The 18,994-nt window shown below is 57.6% G+C and carries 16 protein-coding genes and 3 pseudogenes; 10 read left to right on the top strand and 9 right to left on the bottom strand.

The window, feature by feature from the left end:
- Positions 1 to 129: 129 nt before the first annotated feature.
- The gene (gene proP / locus NKJ21_RS22500) at positions 130 to 1,632 is read left to right on the top strand and encodes a glycine betaine/L-proline transporter ProP (protein ID WP_254733222.1); all 1,503 of its coding nucleotides are present in this window, start codon (positions 130 to 132) and stop codon (positions 1,630 to 1,632) included.
- A 49-nt stretch (positions 1,633 to 1,681) separates the two neighbouring features.
- Here proP and melR read toward each other — a convergent pair whose 3' ends face one another.
- Positions 1,682 to 2,620 carry a transcriptional regulator MelR gene (melR, locus tag NKJ21_RS22495; protein ID WP_008807239.1) on the bottom strand — a complete coding sequence of 313 codons (939 nt, stop codon included), beginning with the start codon at positions 2,618 to 2,620 and terminating at the stop codon, positions 1,682 to 1,684.
- Between the two features lie 239 nt (positions 2,621 to 2,859).
- Here melR and NKJ21_RS22490 point away from each other — a divergent pair, with 239 nt between their 5' ends.
- From NKJ21_RS22490 to NKJ21_RS22475, 5 genes and pseudogenes are all read left to right on the top strand, one after another.
- Positions 2,860 to 4,212 (top strand): alpha-glucosidase/alpha-galactosidase, encoded by a 1,353-nt coding sequence (locus NKJ21_RS22490; RefSeq protein ID WP_032741341.1) that lies wholly within the window; start codon positions 2,860 to 2,862, stop codon positions 4,210 to 4,212.
- A gap of 93 nt (positions 4,213 to 4,305) precedes the next feature.
- Entirely contained in the window at positions 4,306 to 5,721 is a 1,416-nt protein-coding gene (melB, locus tag NKJ21_RS22485; protein WP_008807237.1) for a melibiose:sodium transporter MelB, read from the top strand.
- Positions 5,722 to 5,726: 5 nt separating this feature from the next.
- Positions 5,727 to 5,858: pseudogene (locus NKJ21_RS27875) on the top strand (hypothetical protein).
- Between the two features lie 138 nt (positions 5,859 to 5,996).
- Positions 5,997 to 6,953 (top strand): plasmid segregation protein ParM domain-containing protein, encoded by a 957-nt coding sequence (gene parM / locus NKJ21_RS22480; protein WP_004146678.1) that lies wholly within the window; start codon positions 5,997 to 5,999, stop codon positions 6,951 to 6,953.
- Positions 6,954 to 6,962: 9 nt separating this feature from the next.
- Entirely contained in the window at positions 6,963 to 7,334 is a 372-nt protein-coding gene (locus NKJ21_RS22475; protein ID WP_016160127.1) for a plasmid partitioning/stability family protein, read from the top strand.
- Positions 7,335 to 7,696: 362 nt separating this feature from the next.
- Here NKJ21_RS22475 and cbpM read toward each other — a convergent pair whose 3' ends face one another.
- Together cbpM and cbpA are read right to left on the bottom strand one after the other, a co-directional pair.
- Positions 7,697 to 8,002 carry a chaperone modulator CbpM gene (gene cbpM / locus NKJ21_RS22470; protein WP_012543142.1) on the bottom strand — a complete coding sequence of 102 codons (306 nt, stop codon included), beginning with the start codon at positions 8,000 to 8,002 and terminating at the stop codon, positions 7,697 to 7,699.
- Positions 8,002 to 8,919 carry a curved DNA-binding protein gene (gene cbpA / locus NKJ21_RS22465; protein ID WP_008807234.1) on the bottom strand — a complete coding sequence of 306 codons (918 nt, stop codon included), beginning with the start codon at positions 8,917 to 8,919 and terminating at the stop codon, positions 8,002 to 8,004. The genes cbpM and cbpA overlap by 1 nt, the downstream gene beginning before the upstream one ends.
- Before the next feature lie 75 nt (positions 8,920 to 8,994).
- Between cbpA and NKJ21_RS22460 the strand changes: the two are divergent.
- Positions 8,995 to 9,102 (top strand): annotated as a pseudogene (locus tag NKJ21_RS22460) (hypothetical protein); the annotation flags it as partial.
- Here NKJ21_RS22460 and NKJ21_RS22455 read toward each other — a convergent pair.
- Complete coding sequence (locus NKJ21_RS22455; protein ID WP_008807233.1) at positions 9,065 to 9,748, bottom strand: TerC family protein; 684 nt, start codon at positions 9,746 to 9,748, stop codon at positions 9,065 to 9,067. The pseudogene NKJ21_RS22460 and the gene NKJ21_RS22455 overlap by 38 nt on opposite strands.
- Before the next feature lie 224 nt (positions 9,749 to 9,972).
- Between NKJ21_RS22455 and NKJ21_RS22450 the strand changes: the two genes are divergently transcribed.
- Positions 9,973 to 10,758, top strand: coding sequence for a DsbA family protein (locus tag NKJ21_RS22450; protein ID WP_008807232.1), 786 nt, complete (start codon positions 9,973 to 9,975; stop codon positions 10,756 to 10,758).
- A gap of 46 nt (positions 10,759 to 10,804) precedes the next feature.
- Here the strand turns inward: NKJ21_RS22450 and pgaD are convergent, their stop codons facing one another.
- The 4 genes from pgaD to pgaA are packed head-to-tail and all read right to left on the bottom strand — an operon-like array spanning position 10,805 to position 17,046.
- Positions 10,805 to 11,254, bottom strand: coding sequence for a poly-beta-1,6-N-acetyl-D-glucosamine biosynthesis protein PgaD (pgaD, locus tag NKJ21_RS22445; protein WP_012543140.1), 450 nt, complete (start codon positions 11,252 to 11,254; stop codon positions 10,805 to 10,807).
- Positions 11,254 to 12,582, bottom strand: a complete 1,329-nt coding sequence (gene pgaC / locus NKJ21_RS22440; protein WP_008807230.1) for a poly-beta-1,6-N-acetyl-D-glucosamine synthase — start codon at positions 12,580 to 12,582, stop codon at positions 11,254 to 11,256. Before pgaC ends, pgaD begins: the two co-directional genes overlap by 1 nt.
- Positions 12,575 to 14,590, bottom strand: a complete 2,016-nt coding sequence (gene pgaB, locus NKJ21_RS22435) for a poly-beta-1,6-N-acetyl-D-glucosamine N-deacetylase PgaB (protein ID WP_023339430.1) — start codon at positions 14,588 to 14,590, stop codon at positions 12,575 to 12,577. Before pgaB ends, pgaC begins: the two co-directional genes overlap by 8 nt.
- 8 nt (positions 14,591 to 14,598) lie before the next feature.
- Positions 14,599 to 17,046 (bottom strand): poly-beta-1,6 N-acetyl-D-glucosamine export porin PgaA, encoded by a 2,448-nt coding sequence (gene pgaA / locus NKJ21_RS22430; RefSeq protein WP_254733220.1) that lies wholly within the window; start codon positions 17,044 to 17,046, stop codon positions 14,599 to 14,601.
- 632 nt (positions 17,047 to 17,678) lie between these two features.
- Here pgaA and NKJ21_RS22425 point away from each other — a divergent pair.
- Complete coding sequence (locus NKJ21_RS22425; protein ID WP_012969132.1) at positions 17,679 to 18,245, top strand: LuxR C-terminal-related transcriptional regulator; 567 nt, start codon at positions 17,679 to 17,681, stop codon at positions 18,243 to 18,245.
- Here NKJ21_RS22425 and NKJ21_RS22420 read toward each other — a convergent pair.
- Positions 18,243 to 18,362, bottom strand: a pseudogene (locus NKJ21_RS22420) (hypothetical protein); the annotation flags it as partial. The gene NKJ21_RS22425 and the pseudogene NKJ21_RS22420 overlap by 3 nt on opposite strands.
- A 128-nt stretch (positions 18,363 to 18,490) precedes the next feature.
- Between NKJ21_RS22420 and NKJ21_RS22415 the strand changes: the two are divergent.
- Complete coding sequence (locus NKJ21_RS22415) at positions 18,491 to 18,847, top strand: PerC family transcriptional regulator (protein ID WP_306307738.1); 357 nt, start codon at positions 18,491 to 18,493, stop codon at positions 18,845 to 18,847.
- Positions 18,848 to 18,994: the final 147 nt, after the last annotated feature.

Genomic DNA, 18,994 nt, shown 5'->3' with positions numbered 1-18,994 from the left:
ACAGTGCAGGCAAACCTGCTACGCTTGAAATGAGGAGCACAGCAATTCACCGCTCCTGACGCACGATACGAATGGCCTTGTCATTCGGCGATGATGCGTGTACTCAAGGCGGAGTAGCAGAGGAAAAATATGCTTAAAAGGAAAAAAATAAAGCCCATCACCCTTAAGGATGTGACCATCATCGATGATGGTAAACTGAAAAAGGCGATCACCGCGGCCTCCCTGGGTAACGCGATGGAGTGGTTCGATTTCGGCGTCTATGGCTTTGTGGCCTACGCCTTAGGTAAAGTCTTCTTCCCCGATGCCAACCCAAGCGTGCAGATGATTGCCGCACTGGGTACCTTCTCCGTTCCATTTTTAATTCGTCCGTTAGGCGGCCTGTTTTTCGGGATGTTGGGCGATAAATATGGTCGGCAGAAAATCCTCGCAATAACCATCGTGATCATGTCGATAAGTACTTTCTGTATCGGCCTGATTCCGTCGTATGCCACGATAGGCATCTGGGCGCCGATCCTGCTGCTGCTGTGTAAAATGGCGCAAGGCTTCTCGGTCGGCGGTGAATATACCGGGGCATCGATCTTCGTCGCGGAATATTCTCCTGACCGTAAACGCGGCTTTATGGGCAGCTGGCTGGACTTTGGCTCCATCGCCGGGTTTGTGATGGGGGCCGGCGTGGTGGTTCTCATCTCCAGCGTGGTGGGGGAACAGAACTTTCTCGACTGGGGTTGGCGTATCCCGTTCTTCCTGGCGCTGCCGTTAGGCATCATCGGTCTCTATCTGCGCCATGCGCTGGAAGAGACCCCGGCGTTCCAGCAGCATGTGGACACCATGGAGCAGGGCGACCGTGAAGGACTGCAGGACGGGCCGAAGGTCTCTTTTAAAGAGATTGCCACCAAGCACTGGCGTAGCCTGCTGACCTGTATTGGTCTGGTGATTTCCACCAACGTGACCTATTACATGCTGCTGACCTATATGCCGAGCTACCTGTCGCATAACCTGCACTACTCGGAAGATCATGGGGTGCTGATCATCATCGCCATCATGGTCGGGATGCTGTTTGTGCAGCCGGTTATCGGTATGCTCAGCGACCGCTTTGGCCGTCGTCCGTTCATCCTGATTGGTAGCGTGGCGCTGTTTGCCCTGGCGATCCCGGCCTTCATTATGATTAACAGCAACGTGATTGGCCTGATTTTCGCTGGTCTGCTGCTGCTGGCGGTCGTGCTGAACTGCTTTATCGGGGTGATGGCCTCCTCGTTGCCGGCGATGTTCCCGACGCACATCCGCTTCAGCGCCCTGGCCAGCGCCTTTAACATCTCGGTGCTGGTTGCTGGTCTGACGCCAACCCTGGCGGCGTGGCTGGTGGAAACCACTCAGAACCTGTTGATGCCGGCGTACTACCTGATGGTCATCGCGGTGGTGGGGATGGCGACGGGTCTGTCGATGAAAGAGACGGCTAACCGCCCGCTGAAAGGGGCGACCCCGGCGGCGTCGGATATCCAGGAAGCGAAAGAAATTCTTGGCGAGCACTACGATAACATCGAACAAAAAATCGAAGATATCGATCAGGAGATCGCCGATCTGCAGGCAAAACGGTCGCGTCTGGTGCAGCAGCATCCGCGTATCAACGACTAACCGTTTTCACTGTTAATCATGCCGCCTGGGGAGACCCCGGCGGCATTTTTTATGCCTCCGGCAAGGCCAGCCCGTGACGTCGCTGCTGGCTAAGTTTACGGTACTGCTGCGGCGGCATGCCCACGTAGCGGGTAAAGGTGCTGTAGAAGCGGCTGCTGGAGCGGAACCCGGCGGTAAGGGCAATATCCAGGATGGTCTTGTCGGTATCGCTCAGCAGCGCCCGCACATGATTGATCCGCATGGCGGTAATATACTGCTTCATGGTCTGCTGCATCACCCGCTGAAAGACCCCCATCGCGTAGTTCGGGTTAAGCTTCACGTGCTCGGCAACGGCATTGACGGTCAGCGCCTGGTCATAGTGGGCGGCGATAAACTCCAGCATCTGGCTGACATAAAACTGCGCGTGGCGCGAGACGCTATTCTTGTGGGTGCGCGAGGTTTTGTTGACCAGAATCGGCTGCCAGCCGGAGAGGCTCAGCCGCTTGAGCATCAGGGCGATTTCATCGATCGCCAGCTGGCGAATCTGTTCATTGTCGTGGTTCAGCTCCTGCTGCCAGCGGCGCACTTCAAAGGCGCTTAACTGCTGCGCGGCGAGGGACTTAATTACCATTCCATGGGTGACGTGGTTGATAAGCTCCCGGTCCAACGGCCACGACAGAAACAGATGCATCGGCAGGTTGAATATCGCCATCTGCTGGCAATCGCCGGGGCGGGTCAGCTGATGCGGCGTACAGGCCCAGAACAGGGTGATATAGCCTTTCTCAATGCGCACCACTTCGTTATTAATCAAATACTCTACATCGCCGTCGAACGGCACGTTGACCTCCACCTGGCCGTGCCAGTGGCTGGTGGGCATGGCGTGCGGCGGGCGCAGTTCGATATCCATACGCTGATACTCGGAGTAGAGCGCCAGCGGGCTGCGGCTCTGCTTTTCGTCGCTGCTGCACATAAAGGGATCGGGGGGCAGGGAAGTAAAGCGGTGTTCCATGATTAACCTATTCCTGGATTGTCAGAGTGGCTGCATTTTTCGCCAGAACTGACTACAGCTTAGCGGAATAACCGGCCCGTTTTCTCTCCTTTTAAGTCGATCTATTGCCAAAAACTCAGATTTTGTGGCGTTTAATGGCCGATCTGAGTTTACGGGAATGCTCCGGTGGGAACAGGGCAGCGCAACGCTAAACGGCGTGCCACTCTGCAAGTGTTCAATGACCTGATGGAGAGTGCGTGATGACCGCCCCAAAAATTACTTTTATCGGCGCCGGTTCGACGGTGTTCGTCAAAAATATTCTCGGTGATGTTTTCCAGCGCCCGGCGCTGAAATCGGCGCATATCGCGCTGATGGATATCGATGAAACCCGGCTGGAAGAGTCGCATATCGTGGTGCGCAAGCTGATGGATTCGGTGGGCGCGAACGGCGAAATCAGCTGCCATCGCGATCGTAAAACCGCCCTGCAGGGTGCCGATTTCGTTGTGGTCGCTTTCCAGATTGGCGGCTATGAGCCCTGTACGGTCACCGATTTTACCGTCTGCAAGCGCCACGGCCTGGAGCAGACCATTGCCGATACGCTGGGGCCGGGAGGCATTATGCGCGCGCTGCGCACCATCCCCCACCTGTGGGCTATCTGCGACGATATGACCGAGGTCTGCCCGGACGCCACCCTGCTTAACTACGTCAACCCAATGGCGATGAATACCTGGGCCATGTACGCCCGCTACCCGCATATCAAGCAGGTTGGCCTCTGCCATTCGGTACAGGGGACGGCGGAAGAGCTGGCGCGCGACCTCGATCTCGATCCGGCGGATTTACGCTACCGCTGCGCGGGAATCAACCATATGGCGTTCTATCTGTCGCTGGAGAAAAAGCTCGCGGATGGCAGCTACGTCAGTCTCTATCCCGACCTGCTGCAGGCCTACGCCGAGGGCCGGGCGCCGAAGCCTAACCTGCACGGCAACCCGCGTTGCGAAAACATCGTCCGCTACGAAATGTTCAAAAAGCTGGGCTACTTTGTCACCGAATCGTCGGAGCATTTCGCGGAATATACGCCATGGTTTATCAAGCCGGGCCGCGATGACCTTATCGCTCACTATAAAGTGCCGCTGGATGAATACCCTAAACGCTGCGTCGAGCAGCTGGCCAACTGGCATCAGGAGCTGGAGAGCTATCAGCGCGGCGAGCGCATAGAGGTGAAACCATCCCGCGAGTATGCCAGCACCATCATGAACGCCATCTGGACCGGCGAGCCAAGCGTGGTGTACGGCAATGTACGCAACGATAATCTCATCGACAACCTGCCGCAGGGTTGCTGCGTGGAAGTGGCTTGCCTGGTGGACGCCAACGGTATTCAGCCGACCAAAGTGGGCGCGCTGCCGGCGCATCTGGCGGCGCTGATGCAGACCAACATCAACGTACAAACGCTGCTGACGCAGGCGATCCTCAACGAAGACCGGGATTACGTCTATTACGCCACGATGATGGATCCGCACACCGCCGCGGTGCTGGGGATCGAAGAGATCTACGCGCTGGTGGACGATCTGATCGCCAGCCACGGCGACTGGCTGCCGGCCTGGCTGCACCGTTAATCCTCTCATGCCGCCGGGGGCAACGAACCCGGCGGTGCCTGTCACGCTCTATCAAACGCTGAAGGAGGCGCTGGCGACAGCGACCTGTACCCTATGAGTATTTCAATGACAACAAAGCTCAGCTACGGATTCGGTGCCTTTGGTAAAGATTTCGCTATCGGTATCGTCTACATGTATCTGATGTATTACTACACCGATATTGTTGGCCTGTCGGTTGGGGTGGTCGGCACCTTGTTCCTGGTGGCAAGGATCCTCGATGCGATAGCCGATCCGATCATGGGATGGATCGTCAACTGCACGCGATCGCGATGGGGGAAGTTCAAACCGTGGATCCTGATCGGCACGATAACCAACTCGGTGGTGCTGTATATGCTGTTCAGCGCCCATCACTTCAGCGGCGGGGCCCTACTGGCGTGGGTGTGGCTGACCTATCTGCTGTGGGGCTTCACCTATACCATCATGGATGTGCCGTTCTGGTCGCTGGTGCCGACTATTACCCTCGATAAACGTGAACGTGAACAACTGGTGCCTTACCCGCGCTTTTTCGCCAGCCTTGCTGGGTTTGTGACGGCCGGCGTCACGCTGCCGTTTGTCAGCGCCGTGGGCGGCGCCGACCGCGGTTTCGGTTTCCAGATGTTTACCCTGGTGCTGATTGCCTTCTTTGTGATTTCCACCCTGGTCACCCTGCGTAACGTGCATGAGGTTTACTCCTCGGATAGCGGCGTGAGCGAGGATTCCAGCCATCTTTCACTGCGCCAGATGGTGGCGCTCATCTATAAAAACGATCAGCTGGCCTGCCTGTTAGGCATGGCGCTGGCCTATAACACGGCGGCGAACATTATCGCTGGCTTTGCCATTTACTACTTTACCTACGTGATTGGCAGCGCGGAGATGTTCCCGTATTACATGTCCTACGCGGGGGCGGCGAATTTGCTGACGCTGATCCTGTTCCCACGACTGGTGAAAGGGCTGTCGCGGCGCATTCTGTGGGCGGGTGCTTCGATCATGCCCGTGCTGGGCTGCGGCGTGCTGTTGCTGATGGCGCTGAGCGGCGTTTACAACATCGCGCTGATTTCGCTGGCCGGGGTGCTGTTGAATATCGGCACCGCGCTGTTCTGGGTGCTGCAGGTTATTATGGTGGCCGATACCGTCGACTACGGCGAATATACGATGAATATCCGCTGCGAAAGCATCGCCTACTCGGTACAGACGCTGGTGGTGAAAGCGGGCTCGGCGTTTGCGGCCTGGTTTATTGCCATCGTGCTCGGTATCATCGGCTACGTGCCGAATGTTGTGCAGTCATCTCACACGCTGCTGGGGATGCAGGCGATTATGATTGCGCTGCCGACGCTCTTTTTCGCCCTGACGCTGTTTCTCTATTTCCGTTATTACAAACTGAATGGCGATATGTTGCGCCGTATTCAGATTCACCTGCTGGATAAATATCGCCGGGTACCGGAAAATGTCGTCGAGCCGGAACGGCCGATTGTGGTACCCAACCAGGTGTAAAAAGCGTGCGAAAACCGCTGAGGAAAGAGGGGAGGGATGCTCTCTTTTTGTACAAGAACAGTGTCTGAAACAGACAGAAAGAGAGAAACTGTATTTCTCTATTTTGTCTCAGTTATTTCTCTTTCAGGGCGCATTGAATTGTTCGTTTCTCCATTTTTTCTCAAATAAAACTCGGAATTGTCTCTTTTTCGTGCACTTGCGCGGCTTTTTAACTCTTGCTACTCTTTTGGGGTCTTACATTTTTCTCTTATTTGTCTCAGTGATGGAGCAATGCGATGCGCATTTTTATCGATGATGGTTCAACCAATATCAAAATGCTGTGGGAGCAAGATGGCGAAACTTTCACCCATATCAGCCCCAACAGTTTCAAACGCGGCTGGTCTGCCACCTTCGGTTCCGGGAAGCCTTTTAACTACACCGTGGATGATGAAAAGTACTCATTCGACCTGATCACCCCCGATGCGCTCCCCACCAATAACATTGACTGGCAATATAGCCCGTTGAACTCCATCGCTGTCCATCACGCGCTGCTGACCAGCGGTCTTGAGCCGCAGGATGTCGAGATTGTGGTCACCCTGCCGCTGACCGAATTTTACGACGAAGATGCGCAATATCGTCTTGATAACATTGAGCGTAAGAAAAAGAGCCTGCTGCGCGACGTTAAACTGAACAAAGGCGTGGTGTTCAATATCACGAAAGTTACCGTGCGCCCGGAATCCATTCCGGCGGGGATCAGCCTGTGCGATGAACTGAAACCGTCGCATTCGGTGCTGATTATCGACCTTGGCGGCACCACGCTGGATATTTCAATGGTCGCCGGGCAGATGACCTCGGTTTCGCGCATTTACGGCGATCCGAAGCTGGGGGTATCGCTGGTGACCGATGCCGTTAAGCTGGCGCTGGCCCGGGCGAATACCGACACTTCCAGCTATAACGTTGACCAGATAATCATCAACCGCCACGACGAAGAATACCTGACCGACAACATCAACGATCCGGATGCTGTTTCTGAGGTGAAGAAGGTGATCAATAACAGCATCGAACGTCTGACCACCCGCGTCCTGACGGCGATTGATAGCTTTAAAGGCTATTCGCACGCCATCGTGATTGGCGGCGGCGCGCCGCTGGTGGCCGATGCGATTCGTGAACGTATGGGGCTGCGCGAGGACCGTTTCGTGGTGGCTGAAGAGCCGCAGTTTGCCCTGGTGCGTGGTCTGAAAATTATTGGTTAAGGAGCGTCTATGACTCTGGATCGCAGAAAAGTGCTGATTTACCTGCGCCCGGATATCAGCGCCAGCGAGCGCTTCGCGGACGCAAAAATTGAGGCCCACCACCGTGGCGACCGCGGCGATATGTCGCGTACGGCGCTGCTGGCGGGGCTGGCGTTAGGGGAAGTCGATAGCCGCCTGCCGTCGATGCTGGCGGCGCTGCTGGCGGAAGATACTAAACCGGAAACGCTGCGTAAGATGCTGGCTTCGTTCCTTGAGATCCAGCCGGCCTCTTCCGCCCCGGCATCCGCGCCAGCGGCGGCTCCAGCTAAGGCGCCGGAGCCGCCCGCGCCGGTCAGCGAGAGCGTCTCCGCGCGTAATCTCGCCGGTTCGTTACCGGATTAAGCGCTATTCCCGGTTTGCGCTATCCGGGAAACTCCCCGGCTTGCGCTGCGCTTAGCCGGGCTACTGTTTGCACTGCCCGGGAAATTCCCCGGGTCACGCTGTGCTTAGTTTGTAGGCCGGATAAGGCTTAGCCGCTATCCGGCATACAGGCGGCTCCCTGGCTGTGGCCATGCCCGGCGGCGCTACGCTTGCGCGGGCCTACGGATCCAGTGCAATGGTGGGCCCAGTCCGGTAGCCCGGGTAAGGCGGAACGCCGCGACCCGGGAAATTCCCCGGCTTGCGCTGTGCTTAGTTTGTAGGCCGGATAAGGCGTAGCCGCCATCCGGCACGAAGGCGGAACGCTGCCACCCGGGATGTCGCCCCTATCCGTGGGCGAGGAAGCGGGCCAGGCGCTGCTGCAGCAGGCGATTTTCGCGGGTCAGTCGCGCGTTCTCATCCAGCAGGGTCAGCGCCACCGCGATCCCCGGCCAGTCCAGCTCCAGCTCGTTACGCAGGCGCACCGCTCGATGGACAATCGTCACCGCGCTGTCGTCGAATAGCCAGGTTTCCGCCTGCGGCTGGTGCGGTTCAATCATCCCTAAGCCGACGATCTCCGTCAGCTCCTCTTCCGATACCCCGGTACGCAGGCACAATTCGGTAATGGTAAACGTCACTGTTACTGTAGCCATCAGGCTTTCCCCCATGTCTTACGCGGATCGAAGCTGGCTTCGGCGGCGGCCAATTGTTGCCAGAGCTCACGCGCTTTTTCATCTGGTTTTGGCGGCATGACAATTTTGATGACGGCGAACAAATCGCCAGTGTGGGTTTTGCTCACCAGCCCTTTGCCCTTGATACGCAGTCGCTGCCCTGCCTGACTGCCCGGCGGCACCGTCAGCAGAATGCTCTCTTTCAGGGTGGGCACCGTGACTTTCGCACCCAGCGCGGCCTCCCATGGCGCCAGCGGCAGGACGATCTCCAGGTTATGGCCGACAATATCGAACAGCGGATGCGGGGCGATGTGGATAACCAGCCACAGATCGCCGTTCGGGCCGCCGTTTTCGCCCGGCGTTCCCTGGCCTTTCAGGCGGATACGCTGACCATCGACTACCCCGGCGGGGATCTTCACATTCAGCGTTTTCGGCGTTTCACTTTCGATCATGCCAAACACGTTGTACACCGGCAGGTTATAGCTGATGGTGCGCGTCTGCTCGGCCAGCGTCTCTTCAAGGAACACCGCCACTTCGATCTCCAGATCGTGGCCGCGTGCGGCATGCTGACGGCGACGCTGATGCGCCTGCTGGCCAAACATGGAGGAGAAGATGTCGTCGAAATCTTGCTGGCTGTAGCTCTGCTCGTGTGTCTGCTGCTGGCGACCGAAGCCGGGATCGTTGCGATGCTGCCAGAGCTGATCGTATTCGGCGCGCCGCTGCTCATCTTTCAGGACTTCCCAGGCTTCGGCGAGATCCTTGAATTTGGCTTCGGCATCGCTTTCTTTACTGACGTCGGGGTGATATTTGCGCGCCAGGCGGCGGTAGGCGGTCTTGATAGTTTTCAGATCGTCGGTTGGTTGCACCCCGAGAATGGCATAATAATCCTTCAATTCCATGATTTTATCTCATCTATGCTCAGTGCGGTGGTTACATATTCCCTGGAACAGGCGTCAGTATAAAGCGTAGGGCAAATGCGCCCTGAAGGGGAAGAAAAGTGGCGGAAACTTGACGCCGTCGGGGTCGGCGGTGTCGTGGGCGAGGCTACTCTTTCGCCTGCGGCCGTGGGCGGCGGCGCCATCCTTCAAACAGCACCAGCAGCGCGCCGACGGCGCCAGCCACGCGCGCGGTGCCGTCCCCGGCGGCGGGAAACAGTTGCTGAATGGTGGGATCGCTGACCAGCATTGAGCCGGCAATCCAGCCGATGAGCATTCCGCCCAACAGCACCACGGCGGGAAAGCGGGTGAGCAGGACCAGGACCAGTTTACTGCCCGCGACGATAATCGGAATGCTGATCGCCACGCCGAGGGCGACCAGCGCAATGTGCCCTTTTCCCGCCGCAGCGACCGCCAACACATTATCCAGCGACATGATCACATCGGCGACGGTGATGGTGATCGCGGTGCGCCACAGGCTCGCGGAGCTGCCGACCTCGCTCTCTTCTTCCTCATTACTCACCAGCTTCATACCAATCCACAGCAGGAGCAACGCGCCGACTATTTTCAGCCACGGTAGCGACAGAAGATACAGGGCGAGCGCCAGCAGCAGCACGCGCGCCAGGATCGCCCCCACGGTACCGATGATGATCGCTTTGGTGCGCTTTTGTGGCGGCAGTTTGCGGCAAGCCATGGCTATCACCACGGCGTTATCGCCGCCCAGCAGTAAATCGATGGCGACAATCTGCAGCATAATCACCGCCATGTCCCATTGTTGGAGTAACGCATTCATTTCGAGAGAAACCACCTGAAAAAAGAGCAAGAAAAACCGCTGCGCAGGGTACTCCGCCTGGGGCGCATTGACCACTGACGCAGACCCACGCCGTCGCGCGGGAAAAGCGTGCCTGAAAAATAAAGTTACGAATCAACGCGCCGTTGGGCAAGGCTTCGGCGAAAAAGGGTGATATTTTGTCACCCAGACTCACCTGCCGTTCACTTATCGCAAGGATCCCCACTATGTCTGGCCACAAGAAATACCTCTCTGTCGCCCTGCTGAGCGCTGTCTTACTGCCGGCGATGGCCTCTGCCGCTGACGCGCCGGCGACTTTCACCCCGGAACAGGAGGCGAAAATCGGCAAAATCGCCGCCGACTACCTGGTCGCCCACCCGGAAGTCCTCCTGCAGGCGAGCCAGAAATTGCAGCAAATACAGGCTGAACAGCAGGCCAGCGCGGCCACTCAGGCAGTGCTGAAAAACGCGGCTGTATTGACCCAGGATAAAAATACCCCGACCTACGGCCCGGCCAACGGCAAAGTCACGGTGATCGAATTCTTCGACTACCAGTGCGTGTACTGCAGCCGTCTGGCGCCGGTGATGGAGCAGGTGATTAAAGCGCACCCGCAGACCCGTTTCGCCTTTAAAGAGTGGCCGATTTTCGGCGGCCGCTGGGAAAGCTCGCTGGAGGCGGCAAAAACCGGCCTGCAGATCTATCAGCAGAAAGGGGCGGATGCCTATCTGGCCTACCATAACGGGATTTACGCTACCGGCCATAACGAAGGTAAGCTGACGACGGCGGATATCCAGCAGCAGGCGAAGAAAGCCGGCTTTGATGCGAAGAAGGCCACCGACGTCGAACCGGTGCTGCAGAGCATTAACGATCTGGCGCAGGAGATTGGTCTGAGCGGCACGCCGGGCGTGATCGTGATGCCGACCACCGGCGCCACGGAAGCCAGCATCACCGTCTTCCCGGGGCTGGCGGATCAGGCCTCGCTGGAAGCCGCCATCAAAAAAGCCGGCGGCTGATCCACGGCGTCGTAACCCATACAGGCCGCCGACGGCGGCCTTGCTCTCATGCGCGATCGCTCTCTTCCTGCGGCGGCGGTAACGCGTGGCTTTTTAAATCAATAATCTGCCCGATTTGGTCGTGGTAAACGGTGAGCAAATTATAGCGGCTCATCTCCGAGATAATCTGCGGCGCAACGTTAAAGCTGCTCGCCAGCTCATCATGTCGCAGGGTGAGCACCGCGGTATGATGCCGGGTGCGAGCGCGGCGCCGGTTGTAATGATACCAGAGGATCAACAGCCAGCCGTTCAGTGCGGCAATCAGCAGATACACCAGCGCCGTATTCAGTGAAGCCATCAGCGACTCCCAGCGCGGAGAGGGCGGCGCGATGAACTGCATCAGCAAATTGGCGTACAGAAAGAACAGAAAACCGAGCCAGGCCAGCAGCGTTAAACCGGCGTCGACCAGCCGGGGCAGCACACGGTGTTCGGTTAAGATGAGCGTATTTTCATTCATCACAGGCTTCCTTTTCCCCGGTCCGGACTCACCCAGCGCGCGCGGGAACGTTGACGTTTCACCATCACTTTCGGAAAAGCGACCAGCGTGGTCAGCAGGCCGATCATCCAGTAGACCATCGGGAACCAGATCACCCAGAACAGTGATTTGGCGACTTTTTTCTCGTAGCGTCGCTCGATATACAGACTGGCGACGAACTGCAGCAGGCACATCACGCCAAGCAGCATGCCGGTGAACTCCGGCGGAAACAGGCTGTGCACCGCCAGATTGTCAGGCAGCGGCATCAGGCGGCTGAGGATAAACAGCAGAATGGTAACCGCGTAGGCAAAGGCCCACAGCGTGGAGCAGGCATACTCCAGAAACAGCGGCCACATCCGATGATGCTCCCAGTGAAACAGGCGACGGAGGTTGACCAGAAAAACCTCCGCGCCGCCCTGCGCCCAGCGCAGACGCTGCTTCCATAACCCTTTGAGGGTCTCCGGCATCAGGATCCAGCACAGCGCCCGCGGCTCGAAAAAGATGTCCCAGTGGCGGAGCTGAAGCTTCCAGCTGATATCAATATCTTCGGTGATCATATCCGGGCTCCAGTAGCCGACGTCCGCCAGCGCCTGGCGCCGGAAGGCGGCAATCACACCGGAGACGGTAAAGACCCGGCCATAGATCCGCTGCGTCCGCTTGATAAGCCCAATGATCGACGAGAACTCACCCACCTGAATGCGGCCGATCAGCGTGGATCGGGTGCGGATCCGCGGATTGCCGGTGACCGCCCCGACGTGCGGATAGTGGATCAACGGCGCGACCAGCCAGGCCGCGGTATCCCGGTCCAGCAGGGCGTCGCCATCGATGCAGACCAGCAGATCGCCGCGGGCGGCGGCGGCGCCTGCTTTGAGCGCTACCGCTTTTCCCTGATTGGCGGCAAGGTGGATCACCCGCAGCCTCGGCTCCTCCTGCGCCAGCTGCTGGAGCACCTGGGCGGTGTTGTCCGAAGAGCCGTCGTTAATGGCGATCACTTCGAGATTGGCGTAACGCTGGGCCAGCGCCGCGCTGATGGTTTCCCGAGCGTTTTTCTCCTCGTTAAAACAAGGGATCAGGATCGAAATCAGCGGATTGCCCGGCAGCGTCGGCGGCGGGGTATCCTCCCCCCACGGCCAGTGGCGTTCCAGCTGAAACCAGAAATAAAGGCCCCCGGTGATCCACAGCACTGACATAAACAGCGGCCAGAAAAAGACAAAGTCGAGGATAAGCTCGCCGGTAAATACCGCTGCGACACCTAACGGCAGCCCGAATACGAGGCATAAAATACACAATGCGATAATGCGATCAGTCATGGTCAGGGTACCACCAGGAAGAAAATTGCGGCCTGATACGGGAGATATCAGGCTGGTTGTTAATAAAATCGTCAGGGTAGTAGCCGTAGTTTTTGACGCCGTTCAGCCGCAGCAAACGCATCCAGTCCGCCAGCTGCTGGTCGGGAATGGCGTTTTGCTGGCGTCGGTTCCAGTCTCGGGCCTGCAGTTCAAAGATGGTTTTCTTCAGCGCGCCCGGGTGGCTGGCGACGGCCTGGACCAGCCGCGTCAGCCAGGCCTGGCTGGCGTCAATCGGTACGGACTCCATCAGCGGCATCGCCATGGGTACCGTCCAGTCATAGGCGGCAAGGAAGTCATCCAGATTCTGCGCGAACCAGGCTTCGCTCTGCGGCTCCAGGATCGGCAGGGCGAAGAGATTACGCGCCGTTTTCACCTGCGGGCCGCGGATGGCCTGCACCGCCTGGCGTAGATCCAGAGTGAAGCGGGTCAGGGTTTGGCTTTTGAAACGCATCCATGCCTGGCGCTCTTGCGGACGTTGGGGCACCGGGCCGGCATCGTGCCCCAGACCCGTCTGCCGCCAGGCGGCGACCGCCTCCGGGCTCACGTCTTCAAAATCGGTCAGCACGGCGTCATCGTGAAACAGAATCCCGCTGAAGCTGGCGTGCCGGGCCAGATCTTCGTAGATGTCGGTGATCTGCTGGCGAACCCGGGGATCCCAGGGCGACAGGCGAACGTACGGCTGGCGGGCAAGTAACGCCTTCCCGGTTTGCGGATCCCAGCGCTGAACGCGCGGCAGATCGGACGAGAGATCGAAGGCCAGCACCGGCATCCAGGCATAGACCTTCACCCCGCCGCGGGTCTGCAACTGCCAGGAGACGAAGTTAAACAGGTCGGCGCGCATCGGCAGCCAGCGGTTGGGGAAATAGAGCGACTTGACCGTGCCGTCGCCCTGCGGGTCGGAAAAGGCCTGCAGAAAGACATGGCTGATTTTCATGTCATAGACGCGCTGCACCAGCTTATCGATATTTTTCGCCTGCTGGACGGGATTGGGGTCATAGACATAGTCCAGATCCACATGCATCACCCGAACAGGATCGGCTTCCTGAATCTGGGTTACGGCGTTGGCAAAGGCCTTGATCGACGGGTTACCGGCGATCAGCATGCGCGGAATATTGTCCAGATCTTTCACATTGCCCAGGCCGTCGTTCAGCGTAAACGCCAGCTGATACCCCTGCTGTTTGGCGATAGCCAGGGTGCTGCCGCTGGCGGCGCCATAGGGCCACACCCAGGCGCGCGGCGCTTTCCCGGCGACCTCGTGGATTTTCGCCGTCACTTTCTGCACGTCATCGGCCATGCGCCGGGTAAACTGCGCGTCGCTTTCATAGCGGCCGGTGGTTTTATCCCAGCCGCGGTTGGCGGCGGCGGGCTCGCGGCTGCCCTGCGGATTGGCCGGCAGACCGTAGTGCGAGGCCCAGGTGTGCGCGCCGATCTCCACCAGCGGCGAGCGGCTGAGCTCGCGCACCATCTCCCAGGTAGCGAAGCGCTCGCGCGGCGTCATCAGGCCGCCAAAATTAACGGGCTGGTCAGCGGGAGTGTCCACCCAGCTGCCCACCGGCGCCCACAGCGCCGGAACATTCCAGGCTTTAAGTAGCGGCCAGACGCGGGTGTAAAAGCTGCTATAGCCATCGTCGAAGCTGAGAAGAAAAGCCTTGGCCGGCAGCGGCTTAATGCCATGGTGTGCATCGAGAATGTCCTGGACGCTCACCGCATGGTACCCGTGATGCAGCAGCCAGGCGATCTGCTCGTTGAGCGCACTGGTGCGCACTGAAAGATAACGCTGGTCGGCGGCATCGTCTTCCACGTCATGGTAGGCCAGCACCAGAAAGCGATCCGCCGGCCAGGGTTGATTGGCCTCCGGTTGGGGGCGCTGCTGCGGGGCGAGGAAGGGGACTTCCTCAGCACGCACGCTGAAGATAAGGCACAGCCAGACGAGAAGCATCAGGCCGTTGCGCAGGGTCGTGTTCAGCATGGTCATCCTTAAAACCGTATATTTGCATCAAGAGTGATGGCGAGGTTGTTTTCGCGTTTACCGTCGTAGGGGCGTTTGTCCCAGTTCAGCATCACCCCGGTGTCGACGACGTTGTTCCAGCGCAGGCGCTGCCCGTAGCCCAGCACCGTGATCGCCCCGGCGGCGTGATTTTTTTGCCAGTAGCTGCCGCCGCCGGCGAGCAGCTGCTGGCTCCAGACGGTGTCATAGCGCTGGTAAAGCGTGTGATCGACGGCCAGCGCCGCGGTGGCAGCGAGGTCCCGTGCCGGACTGTAGTAGGCGGTGTCGGTGCGGCTATTGGCGCTGGCCGACAGACCGGGCTGCAGATCCAGCGTTAACCACGGCGTCTGCCAGAGGCGCTCTTTACCGGAGAGGATGTACTCCTGGCGGCGGTTACGATCGGTAAACCGGCTGGCGGCCACGCTGACGCGGTATTCCCGGCGTTCGTTTTGATACCAGCGCAGCCAGCCTTCGCCGCGGTTGGCGCTGACGCCGTTGCGTAACGCGCGCAGCGGAGTCTGCTGCGAAATCCGCTCCAGTTCGCCGCCCAGCTGCCAGCGATCGCTGACGTCGTGGGCGGCGGAAAGGCGGACGCCGGGCTTGTTCTCGCCGTGAAAATTGACACTGGAGAGTTCAAGCTCGCCCCAGTAGTCGCGCGGGCGCCATTCAACGCCGGCGAACAGCTGGCGACGGCTGCCCTTCCCCTCTTCAAAATTGCCTTCAGCGAAGCGGTGCCCGCCGAACAACCGCCAGCTGTCGGCTAGCGGCGGGCTGTAGATCGCCGTCTCAAAACTGAGGTCGTGGGTGCCGCTCACCGGGTTGTCGGAGTGCAGCCCTTTGCCAACGCTCAGGCGAAGTTCGGAAAGATGATGGACCTCGCGCGCTCTGGCCAGGCGCTGGGTATTCAGATCCCGTGGCGAGCGGGCGACGATGTCGTCAGTCAGCAGATCCATTTGCCGCCACTCCTGCAGATCGAGGGCGACCCAGGCCTGCTGGCGCTCCAGCTGCAAGCTGGCGGGTTCCAGAGATTCCGCTGCTTTTAGCTGGCTTTCGGCGGCTCGCGGTAGCCCTCTGTCCTGCAGAAGGGCGGCATAATCTATCTGCAGGCCCTGATTGCCGGGGGCCGTTGCCGCCAGGCGCTGCATCCGGGCTTCGGCCTGCGGCAGGGCGTTGGTGGCCGCTAAATAGTGCACGTTAAGCGACTGTGCGGTGAGCCAGTCGTCATTCGGCTGCGGCGTCGGCGAACCGTAGAGACGACGGATGTAGGGTGCATTCCGGGTGAGGCGGGCGACATACTGTTGCGCCGCCGGGTACTGACCGGTGTCCAGCAGGGCGTAGAAAAGCTCGTGTTCCTCATTCTGTTGGCTTGTCAGCCACGAGGGATGCTGGTGAATAAGCGTCAGCGCAGGCTCAATTTGCTTAAGGGCGATATAAGAGGAGATGACCCAGCCGATGGCCCAGTCGGGAACGGTCTGCTGCTGCGCGATGAGATTTTGGTATTCACGGATGACCTGCGCGTAATCTGCATTGGCGTACAGCGCACCCAGACGATCAATGCGCGCCCGGATGATGTCGGGCGCAGCCTGTGGGTCGGGGTGCCAGGCGGCAATCATCGCGTCATACTGCGTGAGCGCCGTGCGGGCCAGCGCGTAACGCGCGTTTTCTTCGCGGGAAGGGGTATCGGCAAGGCGCACCAGTTCGGCGGCGGCGTTCAACTGCAGATTGCGCTTTTCCGCAGGCGTCAGTTCGACGCTATCCGCCAGGCCGAGAGCAGGGGAATCGATCCGGTTGCGGGTAAGGGTCGCCATCAGGCTGGCCAGCGCGGCTTTGTTTTGCGGTTCGCGATCGAGGATCTGCGTGTCCACCAACAGCTGGTCCCAGCTTTTGCCAAGCCGCAGGTAGACATAAGAGAGCGTCTGCAGGTGGGCAACGCTCGCCTGCTCCGCTACCAGGCGACGCGCTTCGCTGAGCGCCTCGCCGTCCTTGCGGGCATCGGCCAGCGTTTTGATATAGCCGATACGATAATCGTCACTGTCAGGGGCCTGGCTGAGAGACTGCTGCCAGAGGGTGAGCGAGGCTTGCCACTGTTTCTGGTTACGCAGGGCCTGTGCCGCCGCGGCGGTACCGCGTGCGGGAAGCGGCATATAAACCTGATAGCGTCGCCAGACTTTCACCACTTCATCGTCCTGGCCGCCCCAGAGAGCTACCTGCAGCCAGTCCGCCACCTGAGAAGGGGTTAAGGCATGCCGCAGCTGGTACTGCTGAAGATAAGAGAGAAAGGGGGCGTACTGGCCTTGACGCGCTTGCAGGATCTGCTGGTCATAGAGCGAATCTGCTCCCTGAACCAGCGCCGGGAAGAGCAAAAGCAAGCCGATTGACAGCGAGAGTTTCGTGTTGCGATTAAACAATAACGTATTTGAATAAGGTGATCTTTCCATTTCTATTTGCCATATGTTCATCAAGAATCCATTGCACAACACGACCGTCCTTTGACAGTGAGTTAAAGGATGAGGATGGTCCCATTTAGCTGACTGGCACTGCGGGTGAATGACTTATTGCAAAGTAATAAACATATCTCCTGCTGATAATTGAATGGATAATTTATACCCGATACGGCAGCGGATAAATATGGATAAATGATGAGCTGCGTTTTAAGATAATTCTGTAAAATCGACTTAATTCGAGCGGCGTTGTTGAAGTTGATTTCTTTAACTTACTGAAATAAATAAAAAAGAAAGAGGGTTGGAATTTTGTTTCAAAATTGATGTGCTGCTTATATTGTGAAGGGGTTGGTGTTTTTCACTGGATATTTAAGATGATTTCTGACAAAAATTCTCAATGCCAAAAAAAGCATCTTTTCTGTGGATTTTTTTTATTTATAATTAATCCGTTTATTTTCCATCAGAACGCAAGGAGGGTTTTCACAGCCAGAGTCAGATGCCGCGCTAATGATAAATCACAGGTCTCGTTATTTTTACCGCCATGCGAAGCGTCCAAAGGGGGAAGGAAAACGTCTGGTTGACGAGAATTTGTTGATTAAATGTTAAAGGGACGATTTGTGGCAACTTCAATGATATTGGTTACTCAGGATTACTATCTTTTTCAAGGGGTTAAGAATTTCTTTCCTGATATCATTCAGTTAGATTCTAGCGGAAAAACGATTTTAGATAATGAGGTTGATGAGGTCTCTCTGCTGGTTGATAGCCGTTCGCCGCTTTGTCATTACGATTACCTGGTGATGGAGGCGGCACAATCCAGAAAGCGAATATGTTGTATCGTCCTCGATATGCGCCATCGGGAAGAGCATTTACTGAGTCTGAAATCGTTTTTAAACATGTCATTATCACCCGCCGATATGGCGACATTATTTGGGCTTTTTCTGGAGATGAAGAGCAAGCGGCTGACCAAAGAGTGGTTTGACGATCTGCGCTTAAGTTTGTCTGAACAGTTAATGCTACGTTTGCTTGGGGCGGGTATGACCATGGAGGAGGTGGCGGTGAATCTGAATACCTCGGTAAAAAGCCTTTACCGGAAGCGCACTGCGCTTTATGAGCGACTGGGGTTAGATAATTTTAATGAAGCCTGCTTATTTATCTTCAGAAATAAACTGCTGGAGCACTCCGTTAGGTCGCCATGAGGCTTGGTTGTACAGGGAGTGGATGACATCGCAAGGTATTTGATAACGGAAATATAATAAATTAAATAGCTATTGATAGGTACAACCGTCGATACCATCCGGTATCCATGGCGGCATTCGACATATAATTCCGGAGCTCTTTGGAAGTAATTACCGCGAATGCGGTTTGCTATGCACAGCGATTATTATAATGAATATATTCCTTGCGCTGCACAGGAATAGTTTTGTCATAAATTAACTCTACCATGGTATTCCGGCCCAGGTGTCGGAATACCATGGGATATCGTGAAAGCATCAGAGGAGCGAGGTGGATGAGAATAAGGGACAGTATTGCTGAACGGTTAGAGGCGAGTGGGCTCTACCGTCGAGCGGCATCCAGATGGATTGAGGTGATGCAGCGCTGCCTGAACGATGATGACAGAGAGTGGATCCGTCACCATCGTAATCAGTGTCTGAAAAAGGCGCAACGTCCGCCAGCGCCGAAAGAGGAGTTTGCCGACCTCCACCAGGCGGCCAAAGAGACACAATATCGCATGGGTATCGCGAAGCCCTATGGCGAAGCGTTCAGGCTGCCCGGCAAAGGGAAAACGGCCGCCGAGTAATCCATTTCTTCATGGCGTTTGCCTGACGTCTTCGTCTTATCCGGCCTGCGTTTGCGCAGGCGTTTCCTCATCCCCCAGGCCCGTGCAAGCGCAGCGCCGCCGGGCGATACACATCAGACGCCGTACCCGCGGTTGTGCCGGATGGCG

This window comes from Klebsiella sp. SWET4 (assembly GCF_024296565.1).
Lineage (GTDB): Bacteria > Pseudomonadota > Gammaproteobacteria > Enterobacterales > Enterobacteriaceae > Klebsiella > Klebsiella variicola.
This window is presented reverse-complemented; position numbering and strand designations above follow the sequence as displayed.

Excerpts from the sequence above, each read along its gene's own strand:
- NKJ21_RS22415 (WP_306307738.1), top strand. The coding sequence starts at position 18,491 with ATGGTATTCCGGCCCAGGTGTCGGAATACCATGGGATATCGTGAAAGC.
- cbpM (WP_012543142.1), bottom strand. The coding sequence starts at position 8,002 with ATGGCTACAGTAACAGTGACGTTTACCATTACCGAATTGTGCCTGCGT.
- NKJ21_RS22450 (WP_008807232.1), top strand. The coding sequence starts at position 9,973 with ATGTCTGGCCACAAGAAATACCTCTCTGTCGCCCTGCTGAGCGCTGTC.
- pgaC (WP_008807230.1), bottom strand. The coding sequence starts at position 12,582 with ATGACTGATCGCATTATCGCATTGTGTATTTTATGCCTCGTATTCGGG.
- NKJ21_RS22490 (WP_032741341.1), top strand. The coding sequence starts at position 2,860 with ATGACCGCCCCAAAAATTACTTTTATCGGCGCCGGTTCGACGGTGTTC.
- melR (WP_008807239.1), bottom strand. The coding sequence starts at position 2,620 with ATGGAACACCGCTTTACTTCCCTGCCCCCCGATCCCTTTATGTGCAGC.
- melB (WP_008807237.1), top strand. The coding sequence starts at position 4,306 with ATGAGTATTTCAATGACAACAAAGCTCAGCTACGGATTCGGTGCCTTT.
- proP (WP_254733222.1), top strand. The coding sequence starts at position 130 with ATGCTTAAAAGGAAAAAAATAAAGCCCATCACCCTTAAGGATGTGACC.
- NKJ21_RS22455 (WP_008807233.1), bottom strand. The coding sequence starts at position 9,748 with ATGAATGCGTTACTCCAACAATGGGACATGGCGGTGATTATGCTGCAG.
- cbpA (WP_008807234.1), bottom strand. The coding sequence starts at position 8,919 with ATGGAATTGAAGGATTATTATGCCATTCTCGGGGTGCAACCAACCGAC.
- parM (WP_004146678.1), top strand. The coding sequence starts at position 5,997 with ATGCGCATTTTTATCGATGATGGTTCAACCAATATCAAAATGCTGTGG.
- pgaA (WP_254733220.1), bottom strand. The coding sequence starts at position 17,046 with ATGGAAAGATCACCTTATTCAAATACGTTATTGTTTAATCGCAACACG.
- pgaD (WP_012543140.1), bottom strand. The coding sequence starts at position 11,254 with ATGAATGAAAATACGCTCATCTTAACCGAACACCGTGTGCTGCCCCGG.
- NKJ21_RS22475 (WP_016160127.1), top strand. The coding sequence starts at position 6,963 with ATGACTCTGGATCGCAGAAAAGTGCTGATTTACCTGCGCCCGGATATC.
- pgaB (WP_023339430.1), bottom strand. The coding sequence starts at position 14,590 with ATGCTGAACACGACCCTGCGCAACGGCCTGATGCTTCTCGTCTGGCTG.
- NKJ21_RS22425 (WP_012969132.1), top strand. The coding sequence starts at position 17,679 with ATGATATTGGTTACTCAGGATTACTATCTTTTTCAAGGGGTTAAGAAT.